At 51.5% G+C, this 24452-nt stretch carries 15 protein-coding genes and 2 pseudogenes; 15 read left to right on the plus strand and 2 right to left on the minus strand.

The genetic code is table 11. The annotated features are described in order from the left end of the window. Positions 1-46 precede the first annotated feature (46 nt). The 12 genes and pseudogenes from M2108_RS22250 to M2108_RS22305 all read left to right on the plus strand — a co-directional run bounded on the left by M2108_RS22250 (position 47) and on the right by M2108_RS22305 (position 21680). Entirely contained in the window at positions 47-1330 is a 1284-nt protein-coding gene (locus M2108_RS22250; RefSeq protein WP_277471541.1) for a glycoside hydrolase 5 family protein, read from the plus strand. A 19-nt stretch (positions 1331-1349) separates the two neighbouring features. Beyond that, positions 1350-8543: an S-layer homology domain-containing protein gene (locus M2108_RS22255; RefSeq protein WP_277471542.1), complete on the plus strand. Its 7194-nt coding sequence runs from the start codon at positions 1350-1352 to the stop codon at positions 8541-8543. Positions 8544-8732: 189 nt separating this feature from the next. Next, positions 8733-9785: a LacI family DNA-binding transcriptional regulator gene (locus tag M2108_RS22260; protein WP_277471543.1), complete on the plus strand. Its 1053-nt coding sequence runs from the start codon at positions 8733-8735 to the stop codon at positions 9783-9785. 1044 nt (positions 9786-10829) lie between these two features. Continuing rightward, a complete protein-coding gene (locus M2108_RS22265; RefSeq protein ID WP_277471544.1) occupies positions 10830-13472 on the plus strand; it encodes a beta-glucosidase H in 2643 nt (880 codons plus the stop codon). A gap of 177 nt (positions 13473-13649) precedes the next feature. Next, positions 13650-15155 carry a glycoside hydrolase family 30 protein gene (locus tag M2108_RS22270; protein WP_277471545.1) on the plus strand — a complete coding sequence of 502 codons (1506 nt, stop codon included), beginning with the start codon at positions 13650-13652 and terminating at the stop codon, positions 15153-15155. A 118-nt stretch (positions 15156-15273) separates the two neighbouring features. Continuing rightward, positions 15274-15801, plus strand: a complete 528-nt coding sequence (locus tag M2108_RS22275; RefSeq protein ID WP_277471546.1) for a sigma-70 family RNA polymerase sigma factor — start codon at positions 15274-15276, stop codon at positions 15799-15801. Next, the gene (locus M2108_RS22280) at positions 15794-16921 is read left to right on the plus strand and encodes a DUF4179 domain-containing protein (protein WP_277471547.1); all 1128 of its coding nucleotides are present in this window, start codon (positions 15794-15796) and stop codon (positions 16919-16921) included. The genes M2108_RS22275 and M2108_RS22280 overlap by 8 nt, the downstream gene beginning before the upstream one ends. 443 nt (positions 16922-17364) lie before the next feature. After that, a pseudogene (locus M2108_RS22285) lies at positions 17365-17487 on the plus strand (rubredoxin); the annotation flags it as partial. 164 nt (positions 17488-17651) lie between these two features. Beyond that, positions 17652-18527, plus strand: coding sequence for a cation diffusion facilitator family transporter (locus M2108_RS22290; RefSeq protein WP_277471548.1), 876 nt, complete (start codon positions 17652-17654; stop codon positions 18525-18527). Between the two features lie 147 nt (positions 18528-18674). Further along, positions 18675-20501 carry an APC family permease gene (locus M2108_RS22295; RefSeq protein ID WP_277471557.1) on the plus strand — a complete coding sequence of 609 codons (1827 nt, stop codon included), beginning with the start codon at positions 18675-18677 and terminating at the stop codon, positions 20499-20501. Positions 20502-20735: 234 nt separating this feature from the next. Continuing rightward, positions 20736-20936: a hypothetical protein gene (locus tag M2108_RS22300; protein ID WP_277471549.1), complete on the plus strand. Its 201-nt coding sequence runs from the start codon at positions 20736-20738 to the stop codon at positions 20934-20936. A gap of 3 nt (positions 20937-20939) precedes the next feature. Continuing rightward, a complete protein-coding gene (locus tag M2108_RS22305) occupies positions 20940-21680 on the plus strand; it encodes a PIN domain-containing protein (RefSeq protein WP_277471550.1) in 741 nt (246 codons plus the stop codon). Between the two features lie 115 nt (positions 21681-21795). Here M2108_RS22305 and M2108_RS31665 read toward each other — a convergent pair whose 3' ends face one another. Then, entirely contained in the window at positions 21796-21870 is a 75-nt protein-coding gene (locus tag M2108_RS31665; RefSeq protein WP_481856940.1) for a hypothetical protein, read from the minus strand. Positions 21871-21959: 89 nt separating this feature from the next. Here M2108_RS31665 and M2108_RS22310 point away from each other — a divergent pair, with 89 nt between their 5' ends. Next, positions 21960-22196 (plus strand): family 1 glycosylhydrolase, encoded by a 237-nt coding sequence (locus tag M2108_RS22310; protein ID WP_280777186.1) that lies wholly within the window; start codon positions 21960-21962, stop codon positions 22194-22196. Here the strand turns inward: M2108_RS22310 and M2108_RS22315 are convergent. Beyond that, a complete protein-coding gene (locus tag M2108_RS22315) occupies positions 22188-22583 on the minus strand; it encodes a hypothetical protein (RefSeq protein WP_277471552.1) in 396 nt (131 codons plus the stop codon). The genes M2108_RS22310 and M2108_RS22315 overlap by 9 nt on opposite strands. A 59-nt stretch (positions 22584-22642) precedes the next feature. Between M2108_RS22315 and M2108_RS22320 the strand changes: the two are divergent. Then, a pseudogene (locus tag M2108_RS22320) lies at positions 22643-23095 on the plus strand (aldo/keto reductase); the annotation flags it as partial. A 237-nt stretch (positions 23096-23332) separates the two neighbouring features. Then, on the plus strand, positions 23333-24232 hold the full coding sequence (locus M2108_RS22325) for a dihydrodipicolinate synthase family protein (RefSeq protein WP_277471553.1): 900 nt from the start codon (positions 23333-23335) through the stop codon (positions 24230-24232). Positions 24233-24452 lie beyond the last annotated feature (220 nt).

Below are 24452 nucleotides of genomic sequence, written 5' to 3' on the forward strand. Positions count from 1 at the left end.
CAGCTTTAGAACACAACTAATTTACAGAGATAAGGAATGAGCAGCGATGGGAGAAACTAATTTTGTCAGAAGGAAGGGAAGCAGGCTTTTTATTGGAGAGGAGCTGTACCGGTTCGCCGGGCCCAACATCTATTGGCTGGGGCTGGATGAGAATGTCGGCGGCATTGACTGGCCCACTTCGTTCAGGGTGACCAATGCGCTGGATACGGCGGTGATGATGGGGGCGAATGCCCTGAGATCGCATACGCTCGGCGTGTCTGCAGGCCATCCCAAATCATTGATGCCGCGGCTGCGGGAGCTGAATGAGGAGGCTTTTGTCAAAGTTGACTTTGCACTCAATGAGATCGCTAAGCGCGGGCTACGGGTGATTATCCCGTTCGTCTGCAACTGGAGTTATTATCACGGCGGCAAGTCCACGTTTACCGGATGGCGGGGCATTGACGACGAGAACGCTTTTTACACTGATGCTGATGTGATCTCGGATTACAAATGGTACATCGGCCAGGTGCTGAACCGGACCAATACGATTAGCGGTGTGGTCTACAAGGATGACCCGGCCATTATGGCCTGGGAGCTCGGGAATGAGCTGAATCATGCGCCCGCGGAGTGGGTGAGGGACATCTGCCGCTTTATCAAGGAGCTTGATCCTAACCACCTTGTCAGTCACGGGAAGCAGTTCGAGGTTGATTCAGACAAACTGGACATTCCGGAGCTGGATATTATGGATGTGCATTATTATCCGGCGGATGGCGGGGAGCTGGCGGCGGATGCGGCGCAGGTAAACGGCGCGGGTAAAGTGTTCATTGCAGGCGAGTATGGCTGGTCCTACGGGGAGCTGCAGGCTTTTCTGGACGAGGGAGAACGCAATGCAGCTGTATCAGGTACCTGCTTCTGGTCGCTGTTCGGCCATAATGATCACGGCGGTTATGTCCAGCATTATGACGGCTTTACGGCCCACTACCCGGGCAGCGGCTACAATTCCGAACATCTGGAGCGTATTCAGTCGCTGCGCGCTCATGCGTACCGGATGAGGGGAGAAGAGGCTCCGGAGACGGAGGTTAGAGACGCACCTGTGCTGCTGGGTGCAGCGGAAGGCAGAATCTGCTTCAGAGGTGTTGCCGGAGGAGCCTATTATACGCTGGAAAAAGCAACAGAAGGTCCGGAGGGACCGTGGACAACTCTGATTGAGCGGAGTCCGTCCAATTACGGCGGGGGCTGGCTGGATCCGGTCAGGGTCAAAACAGCGAAAGCCTATTACCGCATCAAAGCGCTGAGCATGAGCGGGGCAGAAGGGCCATATTCGGATGTAATAGAGTCGGAGGCTTTTTAATAGAAGGAGGAGGCGGACTATGAATCATCGTTCGGGTAAGACATTCATTCAGCGTGGGATAACCATGCTGATGATTGTCTCTATGCTGGCCAGTCTGGTAGTGCCATTGCAGGATAACCGTGTGCAGGCTGCTGGGGCAGCGGACAGCAATCTGATTGTAAACGGAGACTTTGAGAGCGGAAAGCTCGCGCCGTGGGAGTCGGGAAGTGAAACCAGAACGACCGTAACGGGCGATGTCTACAAAAGCGGAAGCTACTCACTGAAGATTCAGGGTGACAGCAGCTATCCTTATGTGCGGCAGCTCCCGCTTGCAGTGGAGGCGGGTACGGACTACCGTTTAAGCTTCTATGCCAAAACGGAGAATGCAGCAGCTATCCTGCAGTACCGGGTTGCCTCGGCTGACAGCTCCAACACGGCCATCCAGGATCTGACGGCGACGGACGCCAGCGGGGACTGGAAAGCATACACTACTTCTTTTAACAGTGGTAATCATACATCCATCCGGGTTGTGCTGAAAGCTACGGGTACGGTATACTTTGATGAAGTAGTACTGGAGAAAGTAAAGAGTGGAGAGTCTGAAATGGCCAATATATTGCCGGATGATCCGAGCATCCGTTATTTCGGGCGGTGGGATACCCGTGATGCCTCTGCTTATTCAACCTCCTGGGGAGGTACTTATTTCAAGGTTAACTTTACCGGAACAACAGTCAAGCTGAACGTCGGTTCCAGTGTGAGCTTCTATGCACGGATTGATGGGGTTGAGCAGCGCTATACCGGTGTGAACGGTACGGTTGATCTGACGCCGGTTCCGTTGTCTCCGGGGACGCATACGCTTATGATAGCTACTCCCTATACGGATCAGTCTCTGACCTTCAAAGGGCTGATCATTGATGAAGGCGCTTCCGTAGCTGCTCCGCCGGTGGGAGCGAAGACGATTGAATTCACGGGCGCTTCCATTATTGCAGGCTACCTGCTGCCCAAGCAGGCTTTGTCCGACTATGGCTGGCTGGCGGCAGAAAAGCTCGGCTACGAGCATACGCAGATTGCCCAGTCCGGTATGGGGCTGGTGGACCAGTGGTCCGGCGGCAGCTATATTGCCAATAAAGCAGGACTCAGCAAGCAGTTTTTCAAGCTGAAAAATGCGGATTCCGGCGACGATACAGCGTATGACTTCTCCGGCCCCGAGCCGGACATGGTCGTAATCAATGTGGGAACAAATGATAAGAATTTCAATGTGCCCTCAGATATGTATCAGTCGGCATACACGGAGTTTCTGGCCGGAATCCGCGGCAAGTACCCGAATGCTGAGCTTTATGCGCAGCGCCTGTTCAACGGAGTGTATGCAGCAGAAACCCTGGCTGCTGTAAATGCCCGCCAGGCAGCCGGCGACAGCAAGGTACATTATATTGATACAACAGGCTGGCTCTCGGATGCAGATTATATCGACGGCACCCATCCGAACGAGAGCGCCCATGTGAAGCTGGCGGATAAGCTCGCTGCCATTCTCGGAAAGGATGAAGGCATTACGGCAGGCCGGCCTGTAATTGAAGGAACACCGGAGATCGGCAGAACGCTGACCGGCAGCTATCAATACAGCAGTGTCTCCGGTTCTCCGGAGGGAAGTTCGGTTTACCGCTGGCTGCTGAGCAGCACGGAAGATGGTCCATATCTGCCGATTGACGGTGCAGCAGCCAAAGAGCTGGTGCTGCAGCGTTCGCACAGCAAGGCCTATATCAAATTCGAAGTGACGCCGGTCGACGCTACGGGTAAATTCGGCAGTCCGGTGCAGAGTGAGCCGGTCAGGGTTGGTGCGGCCGGTGTGCAGGATTCGGTGTTCGAGCATTTTGTTACGGTAGACGGAGACCAGCTCATGGACGGTGATCAGCTCTTCCGGTTCGCTTCAATGAACTATCCGGGCGGCATGCGTGATCCGGACTTCTCCCAGGAGGATGCGATCCGCACACTCTCTGAGATGGGCGGTCAGGTGACCCGTACCTACATTCCTCCGGTCAAACGGTATGATAATGCGAATGCCAGCTATGCGCTGGTGCTCGGGCCGGATGAGAACGGCGTGATGCAGTTTAACGAAGCCGGGTTCCGCAAGCTGGATAATCTGCTGGCACTGGCTAACCAGTACGGTGTGCGGCTGATCATTCCGTTTGTGGATCAATGGCAGTGGGAAGGCGGCATCGAAAGCTATGTAAACTTCCGTTATCCGGGCACGATCAGCGGCGAAGCGGCCAGTGACGAGGATGCCTGGAAATTCTACACCGATCCGCTGGTCATTTCGGATTTCAAGCAGGTCATCCATTATATGATGAACCGGGTCAATACCATCACAGGTGTGCCTTACAAGGAAGACAAAGCGATTCTCGCCTGGGAAACGGGTAATGAGCTCGGGGGCTACAACCAGGAGAAATTCCCGCAGTCCTGGACCACCGAAATCGCCCGTTACATTAAGGAAGAGGAGCAGCCGTCCCAGCTGCTGCTTGACGGACGGTTCGCCGTACATGCGGATTCGCTGACTGATGCCAATATCGACATCGTCGGCAACCATTTCTATACCGGCAACTTCATTGATAAAATTAATGCCGACCGGGAGATGGCCAAGGGCAAGAAGCCGTACATTCTTGGTGAATTCGGCCTTTATACGACTCAGGCTCCGGTAGAGGCGCTGTTTAATGCGGCGCTGCAGAATGGCAGCAGCGGTATCATGATCTGGTCGCTGCGTCCGCATAAGGAGGACGGCGGGTTCTTCTGGCATGATGAGAACCCGGGCAACTGGGCCTCCTATCACTGGCCGGGCTTCTCCTCCAGTGATTATTACAGTGAAACTGCCATTATCCGTACAGTATACAAATACGCTTATTATATGAAGGAAAACGATAAAGGGAAGACTTCGGCTGTGCCGGCCATTCCGGCTCCGGCTAATCCGCCGGTCCTGTTCCCGGTTACTTCGGTCGCGGACATCCGCTGGCAGGGCTCAGTCGGGGCCTCAGGATATGAGGTGCAGCGCTCTGAGGACGGCCAGAACTGGATCACGGTAACCAGTGATTTTTCGGACGGCGGCCGGGCGGGTACGCCAGCCTTCCATGATGAGCAGGCGCTTAGCGGAGTTACGTATTCGTACCGGGTCCGCGGCGTGAACGAGTCGGGGGTATCGGATTGGTCCAATATTGTGACCACCTCTGCGCAGCATGTGATCACGGATGAGCTGAGCCTGCTCTATAACGATACGGAGAAACGAAAGGTATACACGTATGACAGCTCCTCCAATGTGCTGACCAGCTCGCCGGACGGCAATGAGCTGGGAATCGGCTACAAGGCTTATGTCTCAACGGCAGCACCGGGCTTTCTGGTGTACGGCTCCCCTGTGCCGCTGAACAGCATCAGTCTTTTGGCCGCAGGAAGCGGAAGCATCGGTTGGTTTATTTCGGAGGATGGCGTTACCTATAAGGAAATTCAGCCTTCGCTGTCCGGAGGCAGGTACACCGCAGATCAGCTGCCGGCCGGTATCCGGTTTGTTAAATTCCGTATTCCCGGCAGCAATACGGTTCAGCTCGATAAGGTGCAGCTGACGTATCACTATGACGGAAGCGGCTATAAAGCACTGCCGGTGCTGCAAAAGAACGGCTTTGTAGTGGACAGCACATTCGACAGTGCTCCGGTGAAGTCAGGCAGCCTGACACTGAAGGAAGGCTCGGCTGATACGGAGAATAAGGCTGTGCTGGTCAAGAGCGGCACCGGTGAAGGCTCGGTTGTATATGGAGTGAGCGGTGATGTGAATGCTTACCGGTTCACTACCTATGCAAATACGGGAGAACGTCTGAGCTTCTATGCTTCTATAGATGGTGAGACTTATACCGCAGTATTGCCTGCAGTCAATGAAAGCCCGGTGTCTGATGACTGGAAAAAAGTGATCTACACCGACTTTGCCGTCCCGGCTTCAACGCGTTATATCAAGGCCGTCTATCCGGCCTCTGCCGCCGGAGCAGCGCCGGGCATCGCGCTTGCGGAGATCGGCTACGGTGCGAACAGTATCCCGCTGACCGATAAGCCTCCGGTTAATGTTATGGAGGATGGGGAATATGATTACGGTTTGGACAGCAATATTGCCGCCCGCTACACGGCTCTGCCGGGGGCAGGTGAACTTTCGCTGTCACTGGATACAGCCAATAAAAATGACGGAAGCTATGGGGTTAAATTGTCCTATGACTTCGGGCAGTATGGCTCTGCGGGGACTGGAAGAGTACTGGAGCATGCTGATCTGTCAGCGTTCGATGCCCTGCATGCCTGGGTAAAGGGCGACGGTTCAGCGGCCAAGCTTATTTTCCGGCTGACTGCACAGGACGGCAAGGTATGGGATGCCGAAGTGCCGGTTAGTGGTACGGAGGGCAGAACAGTAGAAATCAGACGCAGTGCGGGACAGGGTGAAGCGGACTGGAGTGACATCGTTCATTTCTCGATGATTATTGAGCGGGCAGACGGTTCTCCTGCGGCCGGTTCGGTAACGGTGGATGATATCCGGTTCGCCAATGCGGCCAAGCTGGACAATTTCGAAGGCTACGGCGGGTACAACGCCTTGCTGCAAAAAGCTTTTGCCCGCAATACCGGGGGAGGCGCGTTCGAGGTTTCGCTTGATGCCGGGCATAAATCGGAAGGCGGCTATGGCCTGAAGATTGATTATAACTTCTCCGGTCCGGGTTATGCCGGCGGCAGCTTCAGCCCCGACTTCCTGAACCTTGAAGGCTATGACGGCTTCAGCTTCTGGCTCCAGCCGGACGGCTCGAACAATGAGCTGGCGATCCAGTTCTCCGATGCCGGCGGAAAGTTCTGGGAGACCAAGGCGGTTGTTAAAGGGACGGAGCCGCGGATCATGTATGTTCCTTTTGATGACTTCCGCTACCCGAGCTGGTACAGCAGTGACCAGACGGCCCGTCCTGATACCAGACATAATATTTCGACGGTGTCTTTCTATCTTGGTGCATCTGCTGAATCTGTTGCCTCATCGGGTACGATGTACATTGATGATATTAATGGTGCGGATTTCACCAGCCGGCTGCAGAGCGGTAGTGTAACGATGGATAAGACGGACAAGGAGATTACTGCCCTGCCGTATACGATCCATGGTAGTGCAGCAGGAGCAGAGTATATTGCCATCCACGCCGGGAAGCAGGTATTCTATGCCCCTGTGAAAAGCGACGGCACATGGTCTTACTCAACTTCGAAGCTGGCGAACGGGACGCGTGAAATTACAGCCTCCATCGAGCTGTATAATGGCACAGCCGTGCAGACTGACAGCCACACAGTTGAGGTGGATGTAGCAAACAATCCGTATACCGAAGACGGTACGCAGCCTGCATTGCATAATTATCTGCTGAATCCAAGCTATGATGAAGTGATTGATGCTGCTGCCTGGCCGCTCCTTCCGCAGCAATGGACGCATAAGAATGCGGCGGGTGCGGACGTTACGGACGGCACAGTCAAGCTGGAAGCAACAGATGTCCGGACGGGCCCTTACCGGCTCGTGCACTGGAATGCCGGTGCCTATGAAGTAACCACTTCCCAGGAGGCAGCGGATCTTCCGGCCGGTATTTATGAGCTGCGGGCCTGGACTAAATCCAAGGGCGGGCAGCAGGTTGTGGAGATGACTGCTACAGCAGGTGGTGCAACGCTGAAGGCTGCGATTCCGACAGGCACGGGTACCTGGTCCTATATGAGGATTCCGGGCATTGAAGTGAAAGACGGGAAGGTAGTGGCGGGCTTCCACTCCAAGGATCTCGGCGGCAACTGGCTCGCTGTTGAGGATACCGAGCTGGTCCGCACTGGCGATCTGCCGGGCGGCGGGGAACCGACGCCGACACCGACAATGACGCCGACACCGGAGCCGACAGCAACGCCTACGGCAACGGCGACACCGACAGCAACACCGGTGGCAACGGCAACGGCGACACCGACAGTGAAGCCGACAGCAACACCTACGCCGGGAGCGACGGCAACACCAGAGGGAACGCCAGCGCCGGAAGCAACGTCATCGCCGTCACCGGAACCGCCTGCACTGCCGGGAGGAACCCCTACAGCACCAATGCCTTCTTCCAGTGCGGCGCCAACTGCAGGGCCTCTGTCCCATAGCCTGGAGGAACTAACCCGCAGGATTGCTGCGGCCGTGAACGGGACAGCGCCGATTGTTATTGAGGGCAGCGATCAGGGAGCAGTACTGCCGGCAGAGCTGGCGGATCTGCTTGATGGCAGAGCTGTGCAGATTGTTACGCCGGGCGTGAAGCTTACGCTGCCTCAGGCGGTGCTCAGCCAGCTTACACAAACGCTGGAACCAAAGGCGTGGACTGGCGCAACCATTACATTCTCCATAGACAGTTCGGCAATTCCGGCACTGGTACCGGTGAATGGTGTGCAGCTGAACGCTACGGGGCTGATGTATGACTTCAGTCTGGCGGTTCAAGCTGCGGATGGCAGCAGACACAGTCTGAGCCGGTTTAATCAGCCGGTTCAAGTAGAGCTTCCAATAGGAAATAATGTGAACCGTGAGTTACTGGGCATTTACTACATCAATGAGGATGGAGTTGCAGAGTACACCGGCGGCCGTGCCGGAGCAGCTGCCATTATTGCAGATTTGCAGCATTTCAGCAAATATGCTGTGCTCGAATACCGTAAATCCTACAGCGATGTATCAGCTGCGCATTGGGCTTATCAGGCCATAACAGCCTTAAGCGCCAAGCACGTAGTAAACGGGACTGGAGATTTGCTGTTTGGTCCACAGCGTGCTGTGACCCGGGCTGAATTTGTGGCGATGCTGGTCAGAGCCTATGGCTGGACGGCGCAACCGTCTTCCGGTTTCGCGGACGTCTCCGCCGATTCCTGGTATGCCTCTTATGTAGCGGCAGCCGTTGAACGCGGAATTGTGCAGGGCCGGAGCAGCGGCCAATTTGACCCGGATGCTTTGATTTCCAGAGAGGAAATGGCTGTGATGGCGGAACGGGCCATGCGGATGAGCGGTTCGGCCGTTGAATCAAGCATCCCTTCAGCCGTTTCCTACAAAGACAGTGCGGCGATTTCCGGATGGGCTGCAGATGCTGTTGCCCGGCTGACTGCCGCAGGAATAGTAACCGGAAATACCGGCGGTTCCTTCCTTCCCAAGGAGAATGCTTCCCGTGCGGAAAGTGTGCAGCTTATCTACCTTTTAATGAAGAAATAATTAATAAGAGATATGCTTATTTCAGAGCGGATGCCTGCGGGTGTCTGCTCTGTTTTTATATTTTTATTAAAAATTAATATTTAGTTCAGCTAATGTTGAAATTTGTTTAATAAAGCGCTATGCTATACATAACAGAATAACTTTAAGCTAACGAACTAATAACTCTCCGGAAAGTGGGATATGCTTCATATGAAAAAAGTTACGTTGCAGGTAATTGCCGACGAACTGAACGTTTCCAAAGCTCTGGTATCCAAAGCGCTATCCAATGATCCCAGCGTTAACGATCTGACCAAAGAGAACATTTGGAAGAAGGCCGAGGAGATGGGCTACCGCGTCAAGCTGGCCCGAATGAAATTTTCTGCGGCTCAGACCGGCAATATCGCGGTGCTGATGCCCCGTGCTTATCTGGATGATATTGAATACTGGGGCAAGGTGCTCCAGGGGATTGAATCAGAGCTTAATCAGCATAAGTTCAGCATGATCCTCTCCAGCATTGACCTGACTCTCACCTCCAAGGAGGCACTGCCGACAAGCATTCTGGAGAAAAAGGTAGACGGGGCCATTGTCATGGGACATCTGCCGGAAAGCTACATAGAGCTGCTGAAGGATAATCATTTTCCGTTTGTCATGCTGGATGCTAATCTGATGGACCCGACGATTGACCATATTCTGGCCAACAACTATCTCGGTGCTTATCGTGCTACCACGCATTTATTGGAGAACGGCCACCGGCGGCTGGGATTTGTCGGCGACAAAAATACTTCATGGAGTTTCCGGGAGAGACACCGTGGATTTCATGAGGCTATTGAAGACTTTACGCGAAAACAGTCAGAGCCTGCCCAGGGAGCCGTTATTCCGGGAATCGGTGTCAGCGGAACAGGAATGTACGTATCCTCCGAGCTGCCGGACAGTCTGGAGAAGGAGCTTACCGGCAGCACGCCGCTCACTTCCCTGTTTTGTGCCAATGATCTAACCGCCTTCGAGGTGTTGAGTGTGATGGATCGCCTTGGGCTGCGCTGTCCTGATGATGTATCGGTGGTCGGCTTTGATGATCTGACTTTGTGTGAAATGATGCAGCCCAAGCTGACCACCGTCCGTGTTCCCAAAGCCGATATCGGTATCCGGGCAGTCCAGGTGCTATTGCGCAGAATCGAGAATCCCGAGATTACGCCGGAGCATGTTCTGCTGTCGACGCAGCTGATCCAGCGTGCTTCGGTGGTGAAGGCGGCTTCCCAGGAGTAAACGAATTCAGCTTGAATATACTTTAATGTAAGAAACGAATGTAAGAAACGGCTGTTCCGTAGAGGAATGCCGTTTTTTTGCGTTGTTTTATCCGGGCGGACGGGGAGGCTTGTGAGCGGCATAATACAAGATATCACTGGCTGAAGGAAAGAGCCTTTGAGGTTTAGTTGGATTTTTGCTATTTATTTTCGGTATTCCAAGGCTTTTACAGCTATTAGGTGGAAAAACAGCATCTATTCGGACGATTTATCGTTCTGGAGGTGTTTTCGCTGAAATTAAGTGTCGTTTTTCCAATTAAATTCCGGGCAACAGGGTTTGACGGAGAATTAGATGGCTTTTTTCCACTTGGTTTGGCCTCAGCAGCAGCGGCTAAAGCAATCTTTCCATAACAGATATGCTGGATGGCTGCATAGTAGTAGGGCGGAGGTTATTTGCGGCATGGGTCTCGGCGAGTCTGTGTATTTCAGCATCGATTCAGCATGTCTCCCCTATGGATACGAGTATGGCTATAAGTATGTTTTCAGTGTGAACTCCAGTGTGAACTTCAGCATGCACCATGTAAATTCCTGGATAATAATACGGTAACTTCATACGTTCTACCCTAAATAACCCTGTATTGGGTATTTTAGGCGGACCTATTTTTATCAGACTTCCGCCTCAAAAGTTACAAAAAGGTTACAATAAGGTTACGATAATGCAAGGGAATATAGTCCTAGATTTCGCTAATTTTCAGCTAACTTTCAGGAAAATTTCAGGTAATTTTCAGTGAAACAGGATACAGCCGGCTTCCAGTTACCAAAAAATAACGGATGCATGACACGAAAAACTGCGCTACGGTTATACCCGGCAATTCAAAAGCTGCCTGTGCTCACGAAAGACATAGGCACATTCCAGCGTGAAGCCTATACATATTCCAGAATTTCAGGACGAAGGAGGGGAACGCATAACTCGGATTGCCGATCAACAAGGACTGTCCGGCAGCTGGACAGACTGGAATGTGAGGACGGGGCATTAGACAGAGACATCCAGGAGGGAACACAGAACATGAAAGTATCGCCTAAACTACACGCGGTGGTTGCAGCCGCTGCAATCAGTCTATCCGTGCTTGCGCCTCTGCAGATGGCCGGAGCGTATTCTGCCAGACCATGGCTGGATGCTAAGCATTCTCCGGAAGAACGTACGAAGCTGCTGCTGAAGGAGATGACAACAGAGGAAAAAGTTGATTTTGTCACAGGTAATGTAAACAATTACTACGGCTTTTATAACGATTCACTGGAGCGGCTTGGCATTCCCGCATTGACGATGGCCGATGGGCCGACAGGCGTACGTATTGCCAACCCCGATATACAGAACAAGAAATCTACCGCTTTCCCGGCGCCAATCGCGCTTGCTGCAACCTGGGATACAAAGGCCGCAGCTCTTTACGGCGATCTGGTCGGAGACGAAGCGTTCCATACAACGCATAACGTGCTGCTGGGGCCCGGGCTCGACATCGCCCGGCTGCCATGGGGCTCGCGCAACTTTGAGTCGCTCGGAGAGGACCCGCTGCTGCAGTCCAAGCTGGGCGTGGCTTATGTGAATGCTGTACAGAGTCATCCGGTTATGGCAACAGCCAAGCATTACCTGCTTAACAATCAGGAGACAGACCGTTTCACAGTGGATTCCGTAGCCAGCGAACGGGCGATTATGGAGATCTACTCCAGACCGTTCGCAGCGGCGATAAAGGATGCCGGTCTTTCTTCCGTGATGTGCTCATTCAATAAAATTAACGGCACTCCCGCCTGTGAAAGCGAATATGCGCTGACCGATGTCCTGAGGGACAAGCTGAACTTCGATGGCTTTGTCATGAGTGACTACGGCGCCAATCTCAGCACGACCAAGTCGGCACTGGCCGGACTTGATCTTGAAACGCCGGGCGAGCCGTACGGCAAGTGGGGAGGTCAGCTGCTGACAGCTGTTCAGAATGGTGAGGTCAGTGAAGATCGGCTTGATCTGATGGCCGGAAGAACGCTGACACAGATGTTCGACAAAGGCTTGTTTGACAACAAGCCGGTGAATGTCCAGATTCCGGCGAAGGAGCACGGTAAGGCCGCGCTGAATATTGCCGAGGACAGCCTGGTGCTGCTCCAGAACAAGAACAAGGCGCTGCCGCTGGATGAAGACAAGCTGAAGTCCATTGCTGTCATCGGTCCGGATGCCGACAGCTATGCTACAGTTGGGGGAAGCTCGCTGGTTACTCCAACGTACACAGTCACTCCGCTGGATGCCATCCGCGACCGTGCCGGCAGCGGCGTTAAAGTCAGCTACGCACCGGGTACCGATCCTGTAGGAACCGGCGATATCGTCAACGGTCCTTCCGCAATTCCATCCTCTGTCCTCACTCCTGCAGGAGATGGGGAAGGCACCGGACTTAGCGGTGAATACTGGCCTAACAACAAAATGGAAGGCGAGCCTACGCTTACCCGGACAGACGGTCAGGTCAATCTGAATCTCGGCTTCTATAACTTTGACGGGTTGAACGGCCAATCCTCCAAGCTGCCGCAGACACCGGGCAATCTGAACAGCATGATGTCCGCCCGCTGGAACGGTTACTTGACTGCTCCCAAGACAGGGAAGTACAATCTTAGCCTGACCAGTGTCGGCACCGGCAAGCTGTATCTGGACGGCAAGCTGCTGATCGACAGCGACGGAACCACGCTGAAGACAGAAAAGGCTGCTGTAACCCTGACCAAGGGCGAACGTCATGAGATCAAAATCGAATACAAGACGTACTACAAGGAAGGTGTATCCACTGACTTCGGCGGTACCGTCCGGCTCGGCTGGGAGCCGCCGGCAGGTGCGGTTGACACCAAGATGCAGGAAGCTGTTAATCTGGCCAAAAAATCCGATGTTGCCGTTGTTGTTGTCCGTACTTATGAAAGTGAAGGCTACTATGACCGTTCGGATCTGGATCTGCCGAATAATCAGGACCGTCTGATCTCCGAAGTGGCTGCTGCCAACCCGAATACGATCGTGGTATCCATGAGCGGAAGAGCGGTTGAGATGGACGGATGGCAGAATAAGGTCAAGTCGATCGTCCAGGCCTGGTTTACCGGGCAGGAGCAGGGTGACGCTATTGCACGGGTGCTGTTCGGAGATGTGAATCCTTCCGGCAAGCTGCCGGTTACGTTCCCGGTCAACGAAGACAGTACGCCGGTATCGTCTGTTGCACAATTCCCGGGAGTGAATGGCAAGGGCGAGTACAGTGAAGGTGTTATGGTGGGTTACCGCGGATATGGATATTCCGGAATCAAGCCGGCGTTCGCGTTCGGCCACGGCTTATCCTACACTACCTTCGACTACCGTAATGTTCATGCGAATGTAAGCGGCAAAGGCGCTAACCGCAAGATGACGGTGTCCCTGAATCTCCGAAATACCGGTAAAGTTACTGGTGCCGAGGTAGTTCAGGTGTATGTCGGTCAGCTGCCGACCAAGGTTGCTACCGCTCCGAAACAGCTGGCCGGCTTTTCCAAGGTTGAGCTGAAGCCCGGCAAGCAGCAGCGTGTTCAGATCGAGCTGGATGCCAAAGCGCTGTCTTACTGGGATGAGAAAACGGACAAATGGGTAATGCCATCCGGTAAGGTGCCGGTTTATGTCGGCAGCGCGTCGGATGATATCCGCCTGAAGACCAGCCTGACGATTAAATAAGCTGATTTCAATAAAAAGATCGAACGATGAAGCAGAAATTTCCGGGCAAGAAAAAGCATAGCTGGCCAAGTGTGTGACGGGTAGCACAGCTGTGTAACGGACAATGACGCAGATTCATGGATCGGGCCGGGGGAGAAGTCATGCCTCCGGTTTTTTTTATTAATAGGGGGAGAGATCATGCGCAGACGTAAACTGTTATTAGCGGTGGCTGCAGCCGCAGCTGCACTAACGGCCTTGACCGCAGTGATACTGTACAATTACAAGCCGGAACAGACCCGGCCGTCTCCGTTAGAAGTGAAAGCCTGGGTAACAACGGGAGATCAGTCCAGTCTGCTTGCTCCGCAGGAGCCGTTCTTTTTCCGGGATTCGGCAGATACGGATGGTGAGAAGGCACAGTCAGCTGCCGGACAACCCGTTATAACGGTGAATCCGGACCAGAAATATCAGACGATGGACGGCTTCGGCGCTTCCGTTACCGGCTCTTCCGCTTTTCTGATCAATCAGCAAATGTCTGAGGTTCAGCGCGATGCACTGGTAAAAGATCTGTTCACGCCTGAGGGGATACACCTGAGCTTTGTCCGCCACTCCGTCGGCGCTTCCGACTTCTCGGTCGATGCAGACGGTAATCCGGCTAGTTATACCTATGATGACACGGAATCCGGAGAGGATTACGGGCTGGAGCGGTTCTCCACCGCCAAAGACAAGGATGTGACGGGGCTGCTGCAGCGTATCGTGGATACGAACGAAACGGTGAAGGTGATGGGAACGCCCTGGACGGCTCCGCCCTGGATGAAATACGGGGAACAGATTCATAACGGATGGTATTTAAACTATGCCGAGCCGCATGTATATGCTGCCTATGCGCAGTATTTGGCACGATATATTAAAGATTATGAGAAGCTGGGAATCCCCGTTTATGCGTTGACTGTACAGAACGAGCCGGAATTCACGACAGCGGATTATCCCAGCATGAGTATGGGAGCGGAAGAGCAGGCTTATTTTATCGGAAATTTCCTGGGGCCGGAGTTTCAGAGGCAAGGCATTACGTCCAAAATTGTGGCGTTCGACCATAACTGGGACATCGCGGAGAGCTATACGCAGACCGTACTTAGTGATGCAAAAGCGAACGCCTACACCGACGGCACAGCCTATCATTGTTATGCGGGTTCGCCGGACGTGATGAGCAAGGTGCACGAAGCCCATCCCGAAAAAGAGATCTATGTAACGGAGTGCAGCGGAGGCGCTTGGAGTGAGGATTTCGGTGATAACCTGACCTGGCTGATGTCCCAGCTGATCATCGGCGGGCCCCGCAACTGGGCAAAGACTGTGCTGCTGTGGAACCTGGCTCTTGATCCTGAAGGCGGGCCAACGAACGGGGGCTGCTCGAATTGCCGCGGTGTTGTAACCATAGACGGTCAAGGGGAGGCAGGCTACTCACGGAATGTGGAGTATTACGCCCTGGGACATGCCAGCCGGTTCGCTCTTCCCGGAGCGGTCCGCATCGAATCGACGCAAGCTGCCGGGATCGAAAATGTCGCCTACCGCAATCCCGACGGCTCCCTTGTGCTGATCGCGCTCAATCCGGCGGATGAGGACCGTGCGTTCAGCGTGCAATGGTCGGAGCGTACATTTACCTTTACTTTAAAGGCCCGTTCGGCGGTGACGTTTAAATGGCAGCCATAGGACGGAACAACAGCAAGGCGGACTCTTACGTACATGAATTTTATTTATTTGTGACCCTATGACCCCTGTGCCGGTCTAACTAGTATAAACACCAGCAAGAAGAAAGGAGTGTATGACATTGGATTTAGCCAATCTTACGGTTCAGGCCAAAGCGGGCGACCGTGAAGCTTTTATCAGCCTGGTTAAGCAGCTGGAGAATTCTTTGTATTATATGGCCAAATCGATGCTGGGCAAGGAAGAGGATGTAGCGGATGCGCTGCAGGAAACGATTTTGAAGGCTTACAAATCCATACATTCCCTGCGTGAGCCCCAGTTCGTCAAAACCTGGATGTTCCGGATTCTGATGAACGAATGTAACTCCATCCTGTCGCGCCGTTCCCGTACGGTTGTGTACGCAGAGGTTCCGGAGTCCGCTTCCCCTTCAGGCGAATATGACAAGGTTGATCTGAGAGAGGCTGTTGATCGCCTTGAAGAGAAGATGAGGATTGTGGTCATCCTGCATTATTTTGAAGACCTGCCGCTGCGGCAGATCGCCAGTGTGCTTGAAATTTCAGAGAGTGCGGTAAAAATGCGGCTTGCGAGAGCGAGGGAAGCCTTGCTGAAGGTTTTTACAATTAACCAAGAGGGGACGATAAGCTATGGATAAGCTTAACCTGGATCAGGAATTCAAAGGATTGAAGGAGGGAAATGCAGCTGCGGGTATGCCCATCTCTCCGCTTGTCCGTGCCCGCTTGGATGAGACATATGCCTCACTGCCGGAGCAGCGGGCCGGAAGCAGAAGGAAACCACAGTCGAAGCTCCGCCGGTTGAGCTCTGCCACAGCAGCAGCCTTCGTTCTCGGTGCAGGCTTGTTCGCCTCCGGCTTTGTATCCCCGGCAATGGCAGATTCGCTCAAAAGCATACCGCTCATCGGAAGCCTGTTCAGCTCGATTGAAGGGGATATTGGCCTGCGGAACGCCGGCGACCTCGGGCTGGCCTCCAGCGTGAACAGTGAAGTGTCATACAAGGACGTCAAGCTTGAGGTCACCGAAACCGTGTTTGACGGCAGCCGGGCAGCTTTTCTGCTAAAGGTAGAGGCTCCGAATCTGAAGAACGGCGAGTTTGATACCGGTAATAAGAAGGTGAAGCTCAGCGATGCCATTAGCAATCTGACGCTCGCGGTAGACGGTGAACAGCAGGGTGACCCCGGCTCTATCCTGCAGGGCGGTTACTACACAGACGCCGGTGAAGCCCATCCGGATATGCTGATTTTTGAAGAGGTGTTTGAAGCAGCCGGCAGCAGTACCGTTCCTGATAGCTTTACGGCAGAAGCCCTTCTTACTCTGGAAGGTATCGACCACGAATTCAAGCTGGACATTCCCTTCAAAAAAACAACCGAAGACATCATTAATGTGCGGCCTGATGCTCTGTCCGCTAATGACGAGCTGTCCCTTACAGTGGCAGAACTGCAGAGTACCCCTTTAACGACCCGTATTGACTATTCCATAGCCTTGTTCAATGCAGATACATTGACAGAGAAGGAAGAAAAACGGTTGAACAAGATCCGGGTTGCGGTTTATGACGATCAGGGACGCCAGCTTCCGGCTCTGAACGGGGACGGGCAGTATTCTGCCAACGCACTTAGCTTCGACGCTAGATATGCAACAACTTCGGGAACCACCTCTTATCTGCTGTTAAAGCCATTTATAGTAGAGGATGATTTCGCAGAGACGGTGAAGGAGAAGCAGTTCATCAAGGGACTGGAGCTGAAGATCGAACTTCCTTAACTGCAGTTTATACAACTAAATCCCCGCGTCGTCGTCTGCTTCCGCTCTATAAGTGCATTCCGTGCAACTAAAATGGGCCGAATCACGTAAATCGGACTTTTTCGGGAGATTTAAGTGTACAGCATACAACTAAGTGCCGGCTCACGCAGAAAATAGCCGATATAGTTGTACAGAAGACATCTATGCTGATTATTACGGTCCTGTAATGCTCCTACAAGCGGCGGCTGACCAAACTAAGTGGAAAAATGCTATCTAATGCTTGGCTAACTACCGGTTTGAGGAATCTAGGTGGAAAAATGCTACTTAATTATACAATTATCGCTCCAAGAGGGGTTTTTGGCCTAAACTAAGTGCTGATTTTCCAACTATTTATTATAAAAGTTGAGAAATGATGGAATTAAGTGCCGAGAATCCAACTAATTAACTCACAGGAGGAATATATAATGTCCAAATACATTTGCAAGCCATGCGGCTATATTTACGATCCGGCGCTTTGAGATCCCGATGAGGATGTGGAGCCGGGTACGGCATTTGAGGAGCTGCCGGAGGATCGGGTTTGTGTAGTTTGGCTGAAATATCCTTCGATACAGCAACCCTTTTGCATCAGTGCAAGCTTCTTTGCCCGGAGACATTATTCGTCCCGCGTCGAAAAACGTTTCTCTAGACCCACTCAAATTGCGTCTGCTAGTATGAAACAATGCAATGCGGGATGAGGGGAGAATCTGGAAACATGGAGCAGCAGCAGCGTTATGAAAATCTAAAAATGGGTGAACGCGGGGCTATTATTAGTATTATTGCTTACATCTGCCTATCCGCTCTTAAACTGATAATCGGCAATCTATCGGGCTCGGAAGCCCTTAAGGCAGACGGCCTGAATAATGCAACGGACATTGTAGCTTCCATCGCGGTGCTGATCGGACTGAAGTTAGCCCAGCGGCCGGCTGATGCTGACCATCCGTATGGCCACTGGAAGTCGGAAACGATTGCTTCATTAATAGCTTCCTTCATTATGATGGCGGTCGGTGTGCAGGTACTGATAACGGCGGTTGCTTCTGTATTTAAGGGCAGAGGAGAGCCGCCGGATCTGATCTCCGTCTGGACAGGGCTGTTCTGTGCAGCCGTGATATATTTTGTCTACCGTTACAATAAGCGGCTTGCGCTTGCAATCAAAAGCCAGGCCGTGATGGCCGCTGCCAAGGATAATTTTTCGGATGCCCTGGTCAGCATCGGTGCAGTAATCGGAATCGTCGGCTCCCAGTTTAACCTGCCTTGGCTTGATCCTGTGACGGCGGTACTTGTCGGGTTCATCATCTGCAAAACAGCGTGGGACATCTTCCGTGATGCCTCCCACCACTTATCGGACGGGTTCGATGAAACGATTATTCATTCGTTCAGGGAGGCTGTGGAGCAGGTTGAAGGCGTGGAGGAGGTTAAAGAGCTGCGGGCCAGAAACTACGGCAGCAATGCTGTAGTGGACGTTGTCCTGTCGATTAAAGGCGAACTAGGCTTTCAGGAAGCCCATAACGTTGCTACCAATGTGGAGAATGAACTGAAAAAAACTGCAGAAGTCATTGAGGTTCATGTTCACTATGAGCCGTCGAAGTAGCCCCGAAAGGGGCTTTTTTTTATTCGGAAAACGGGCCGATCTTAATGCAATCTTAATACTGGAGTCGAAATCCTAACACCAGATTAATACAGCAGGTGATATGCTTTCAGGACAATAAGGCTAACATGCAAAGTGAGTGTGAAACCCGTGATTTCCTTTTTAAAAAGGTTTTTGATTGGAAGGCCCCTGAAGTCTACTGAACTCGGGGAGCAGAAGTTAAATAAAAAGAAAGCGCTGGCGATTCTTTCTTCAGATGCCTTGTCTTCGGTTGCCTACGGTCCTGAGCAAATATTAATCGTACTGGTCACCGTTGGTACAATGGCTTTCTGGTATTCCATACCGATTGCGATCGGGGTATTGGTGCTGCTGACTGCACTGATCCTGTCCTACAGGCAGATAATTTTTGCCTATTCGCACGGCGGGGGAGCCTATGTTGTCTCCAAAGAAAACCTGGGCAGATATCCCGGGCTGGTCGCCGGCGGTTCGCTGCTGGTGGATTATATTCTGACGGTGGCGGTAAGTGTATCGGCCGGAACAGACGCGATTACATCGGCTTTTCCGAGCCTGCATGATCATAAAGTGCTGATTGCCATTGTTTTCGTGCTGCTCATTACACTATTGAATTTAAGAGGTGTGACGGAATCTGCTTCCGTCCTAGCTTACCCGGTCTATCTGTTTGTGCTGGCCTTATTCATTCTGATCGGCACCGGTCTTTATAACATCTTAACGGGCAATGTTCCGGCGGAGCTGCATACCTCAATCGGTACTCCGGTGGCAGGGATCAGTTTGTTCCTGCTGCTGCGCGCCTTTTCTTCGGGGAGCTCAGCGTTAACCGGTGTAGAAGCGATCTCCAATGCCATTCCGAATTTTAAAAGCCCGGAGGCTTCCAACGCGGCCAAAACCTTAACAGCAATGGGAGCTCTGCTGGCTGTTCTGTTTTCAGGCATTATTGTGCTGGCCTATTACTACGGCATTTCACCCCGTGCTGACGTCACGGTTGTGTCGCAGATTGCGGAGCAGACCTTCGGGCGCAATGCGATGTACTTCTTTGTTCAGGGTACAACTGCACTTATCCTGATTCTGGCAGCTAATACCGGATATTCAGCGTTCCCGCTGCTGGCAGTGAATCTGGCCAAGGACAAATTCATTCCGCGGATGTTCACGATGCGTGGAGACAGACTGGGGTATTCCAACGGGATTATTATCCTGGGCGTGCTCTCGATGCTGCTGATTTATGTATTTGAAGGGGAGACGGAGCAGTTAATTCCTCTGTATGCGGTGGGGGTGTTCATTCCCTTTACGTTATCTCAGACCGGGATGATGGTAAAATGGCTCCGCCAAAAGCCGGCAGGCTGGATGCCGAAGTTCGTCATCAACACCGTCGGCGCGCTGATCAGCTTCATTGTAACCATGATGTTCTTTCTGACCAAGTTCACTCAGGTTTGGCCTGTGTTCGTCTTTCTGCCGATTCTCCTATTTGTCTTCCACAGAATTCATAAGCATTACGAGGCGGTTGCCGACCAGCTTAGAATTACAACCTGTGAAGCAACGGTTAAAATCGAAGGCAATGTCATCATCGTACCGGTCGCCGGAATCACCCATGTCGTGGAGAACTCGCTGGAATATGCCAAATCGCTGTCACCGCAACAGATCATCGCCGTATACGTTCCTTTTGAACGGGAAGACGAAGCGATATTTGAAGAGAAGTGGAAAAAGTGGCAGCCGGATGTGCGCCTGGTGACCCTCTATACGCCTTACAGAAGCATTATTCAGCCGTTAACCAAGTTCATTGACACGATCAACTGGAAAGCGGCAGAGCTAAATCATAGAGTCACAGTCATTATTCCGCAGTTTATTCCGAAAAAAGGCTGGCACAACATCCTGCACAACCAGTCAAGCCTGCTGATCCGCGCCCGTCTGCTGTTCCGCAGCGATGTAATTGTTACTACGGTGCCCTATCATTTGAAGAAGTAATGAAGCATCAGGGTAATCATTTAATTTGTTTTGCTAAATGAATTCAAAGAGTTTTCTCAAGGCAGGCATTTTCACTTCTATTAAATAACTTACTTTCGTATGTATAATCGAAGATGCATTGCCATCTATTTATATTGAAGCAAGTTTATTTAAAAATTAGTTGTCAATTATATGAATATGTCATAACCAGGACATTGTTTGATTCATATTCTGAAGGGGCGGTGAAGGAAAATTATGGACAAAGAAATTTTAAACGTCTATAATAAATCTAATAAAAAGGAGGCGAGTTTTATGACACTGGCTCGACTATCTTCCTCAACTGAGCAAAAAAATAAAGTAAATAGAAAAATAACCGCGCAAGAACTTGGAAGACGGAATTCCCTTAATGATTTGGCAGGAAAAAAACTTGTTGAAATATATAAAGAGGGTAAATGATGAATGAAAAAATTTGTTGTTTTTCCAGAAACTTTAGACTATCAAAACTTTGAGCAGGCATCTGTATTTCTGGATGCTTGTTTTCTTTTAACGTTATTAAATGATGAGGATGATCGAAAACCGTTAGCGCTTGATATTTTACAGCGTTTACAAGATTCTGATGGTTCTAGAATTGTAATAAGCAATCACATTGTGACTGAGGTTATACATAATATTTTTAAAACAATAATTAGAAATGTTCTATACATAAAACATCGGTGGGATCAAACAGGTGTAAAACCCTCTGAAACAGAAATGGCATTATTAGGTGATTTGGGAACAGCCAATTGTCTTCGGCAAATTATATTAAACCACCGTAAAGAAAATATGCTAAACGAATTTCTTACTACAGGTGAGCTTTATTTTAATGTTGATAAATTAGTAAAAGAGCTTAAAAATAATTTCCCCGGTTTTCGTGATGGCCTAACTCAATATTACATTAAGGCGGTTAATACTTTTATCAATCTAAAAAGCGATATTGAAGAAATGGGTTTCGATGTGATAATTGGATCTTCTACAGATTTCGAATATGAACTAGCGCTTGATTTTTGTTCGAAGTTTCAGTTAGAATCCTATGATGCAATTCATTTAGTTATGGCGGAAACTAACGGTTGTCAGTATCTGATTACATTCGATGGTGATTTTAATAACGATTATTATGAAGAAAATTATAATAACGTGAAAATAATTATGCCTGCTTCATAAGTTTGCTGTGAAATTATTAGCGAACAGGGTGATATCTCTGTTCGCTTTTTCTTTTTACTTTAAGTTGGACATTACGTCGTTTTCAGAACAGTCAGAATTACATGACTGCTGTTCTTCAACCCCCTTCTTTGGTTATACTCGGAGCCTTTCGGTACTCACTCGGACTAACCCCCATCAGCTTACGAAAAATCTCGCGGAAATACGCGGTGTCCTGGTAGCAATGCTTTTGGCGATGTCGGGCACTCGGCGACCGGCTGCGAGTGTGTCAGCAGCTCGGCTATGTGGAGACTGATATACTGCAACAGCTTGACCAGGTTACATTCATTAGAGAGGCTAAAAGGTGCTCAGGAACGTATCGCCATGGGGATTCCGGTTATCGGTTACACCTATTGGTCGCTGCTGGATAACTTCGAGTGGGCCGACGGCTACAGCCGGCGCTTCGGGCTGATCCCCTTCATATCTCCTGTCCACACACAAACACGCAGCCAGGGCTGCGTGTTTTGCTGTTTAAAATAGACTGCTCGTAACCTTATGCGTCAGATGCTCAATTCTCGGCCTCATCAGGGCGTCGTCAATGGCGGACAGCTTGTCCGGCTTGAACAGCTGGATTTTTTTGAGCTGATAATGGTCCGTTAATACCTGCTCCACCGTCAGCTGATTGGTCATGAGATACTTTACATTCAACATTCCGCGCAGAAGCTCATCCTGCATAATGAGGACTTTACCGTTCAGATCATGAAAAAGGCCTCTGCGGATTCCTTCCTGATAGTAGGCCAGAATCTGCTCCTCCCACTGCTGCATGCCTTCGTTGAAGCGGCTGTACCAGTCGGAATAGCTGGTTTCAAGGTCCTTCAGGAAGATCTCTGTAAAATAGATAGTCAGCGAGACGGACTGTTCAAACATTTGCTGAAACCGGATGCCGAAGCTCTCTTCAGACTCCAGAGGGGATGAAGCCAGCTGTTCACGTAAAAAAAGCCATCGATGAGAGCCTGCGCCGTCTCGGTCTTGATTATATCGACCTGTATTACCAGCACCGGGTAGATCCCAATGTGCCGATTGAAGAGACTGTGGGAGCAATGGCTGATCTCGTAAAAGCGGGGAAAGTCCGCTATCTGGGCCTTTCCGAAGCAGACGCAGCTAACATCCGCCGTGCGCATGCCGTGCATCCGATCTCAGCGCTGCAAACGGAATACTCCCTGTGGAGCCGTGATGTTGAGGAAGAAATTATACCAGCAGTAAATGAGCTGGGGATTACTTTTGTAGCCTACAGCCCGCTAAGCAGAGGGTTCATCACCGGAGAGCTCCGGAAATATGAGGACTTTAAAGCGGATGCTATGCGCAGAATCCTGCCGCGTTTCCAGGGGGATAACTTCCAGAAGAATGTGGACATAGTAGACAAGCTCGGAGAAATTGCCGGAGCGATTGATATTCAGCTACTGCTGACGACCTGGCGCGGATTGACGCTGTCAGCCCTAATGCATTCGGGGGACGTTATCCGGATGCGGAGTAACGACCTCAAGCGTGGCCTGTGTAATTTGTATGATAGCAGGAGTGGACCAGTGATTTATTTATGAATTGGCACTTATAATGGGGCCAATTCATTCATATAATGGCTCAATATTAACAGCCCACTACTGAAGGAGTGCAGACAGATGTTCCAAGGTTTATCCGCGTTTCCGCTTACCCCATTAGATGAGACAGGTATTAACGAAAAAGAGTTCATCCCTTTAATCGAACGGTTAGGATCAGCAGGAGTAGACTCGGTCGGAGTGCTGGGTTCAACCGGAAACTACGCTTATCTTACCCGGGCCCAGCGTGAACAGGTTTTACGGCTTGCTGTCCAGGCAGCAGGCAGAACACCTGTAATGACAAGCATAAGCGCGCTTCGGACGCTAGATGTCCTGCATCTGGCAGAGGATGCACAGCAAGCAGGAGCCAGTGCTGTCCTGTTATCTCCGGTATCGTATCAGCCTTTAACGGATGAAGAGGTTTTTCATCTGTATGAACAAGTGACTAGCAATCTGTCCGTGCCGCTCTGCGTATACGATAATCCGAATACCACGCATTTTCGTTTCAGCGATGAGCTGCACGGCAGAATTGCCAATCTGCCTATTGTCGCAGCCATCAAGATTCCCGGTGTTCCTTCCGGGCAAGAGGCAGCCGGATTGCGTATAAGGAATCTGCGTGAACTCGTTCCATCCCGTGTTGTGCTTGGCATAAGCGGAGATCCTTCGGCGGCCGCCGGTTTAAGGGCAGGCTGTGAGGTATGGTTCTCTGTGCTGGGCGGCCTGCTTCCAAAAACTTGCCTGCAGATGACCCGTTTGGCCCAGGCCGGCCGGGAGGAGGAAGCGGAGAAAATCTCAATTTTGCTCGAACCTCTATGGGCCTTATTCCGCCAATACGGCAGTCTGCGTGTTGCCTCGGCTATCGCGCAGCAATTAGGCTTCATTTCAGAGCCGGCCCTTCCGCTGCCGCTGCTACCGTTGAATTCATCTGTGAATGAGCAGCTGACGGCAGTGTTGCGGGAGATTACAGTATTAGAAGAAAACTAGCCGGTCACTGTTCGCACACAAACAGCCGCTTCCTTGGGGAGGCGGCTGTTATTTTGTGGTACGCCCAGCATGGGCGTCATCTCTAGGGTGAAAGTCCCGAACGGGGGCTGGCAAGCGCCTACCGATAGCCAAGGGCAAGGGTGTCCACCGTGAGGCGGAATCTGAAGGAAGCCGGAGGCAAAAGCACGGCCTGAGGTACACGAATCCAATTTGAGGCGGT

The organism is Paenibacillus sp. PastM-3, assembly GCF_029893965.1.
Lineage (GTDB): Bacteria > Bacillota > Bacilli > Paenibacillales > Paenibacillaceae > Paenibacillus_AQ.

What these genes read in the sequence shown, in the direction of transcription:
- M2108_RS22305 (WP_277471550.1), top strand. Translation starts at nt 20,940, where the DNA reads ATGAAAAAATTTGTTGTTTTTCCAGAAACTTTAGACTATCAAAACTTT.
- M2108_RS22265 (WP_277471544.1), top strand. Translation starts at nt 10,830, where the DNA reads ATGAAAGTATCGCCTAAACTACACGCGGTGGTTGCAGCCGCTGCAATC.
- M2108_RS22310 (WP_280777186.1), top strand. Translation starts at nt 21,960, where the DNA reads ATGTGGAGACTGATATACTGCAACAGCTTGACCAGGTTACATTCATTA.
- M2108_RS22325 (WP_277471553.1), top strand. Translation starts at nt 23,333, where the DNA reads ATGTTCCAAGGTTTATCCGCGTTTCCGCTTACCCCATTAGATGAGACA.
- M2108_RS22290 (WP_277471548.1), top strand. Translation starts at nt 17,652, where the DNA reads ATGGAGCAGCAGCAGCGTTATGAAAATCTAAAAATGGGTGAACGCGGG.
- M2108_RS22260 (WP_277471543.1), top strand. Translation starts at nt 8,733, where the DNA reads ATGAAAAAAGTTACGTTGCAGGTAATTGCCGACGAACTGAACGTTTCC.
- M2108_RS22255 (WP_277471542.1), top strand. Translation starts at nt 1,350, where the DNA reads ATGAATCATCGTTCGGGTAAGACATTCATTCAGCGTGGGATAACCATG.
- M2108_RS22315 (WP_277471552.1), bottom strand. Translation starts at nt 22,583, where the DNA reads ATGTTTGAACAGTCCGTCTCGCTGACTATCTATTTTACAGAGATCTTC.
- M2108_RS22250 (WP_277471541.1), top strand. Translation starts at nt 47, where the DNA reads ATGGGAGAAACTAATTTTGTCAGAAGGAAGGGAAGCAGGCTTTTTATT.
- M2108_RS22280 (WP_277471547.1), top strand. Translation starts at nt 15,794, where the DNA reads ATGGATAAGCTTAACCTGGATCAGGAATTCAAAGGATTGAAGGAGGGA.
- M2108_RS22270 (WP_277471545.1), top strand. Translation starts at nt 13,650, where the DNA reads ATGCGCAGACGTAAACTGTTATTAGCGGTGGCTGCAGCCGCAGCTGCA.
- M2108_RS22300 (WP_277471549.1), top strand. Translation starts at nt 20,736, where the DNA reads ATGGACAAAGAAATTTTAAACGTCTATAATAAATCTAATAAAAAGGAG.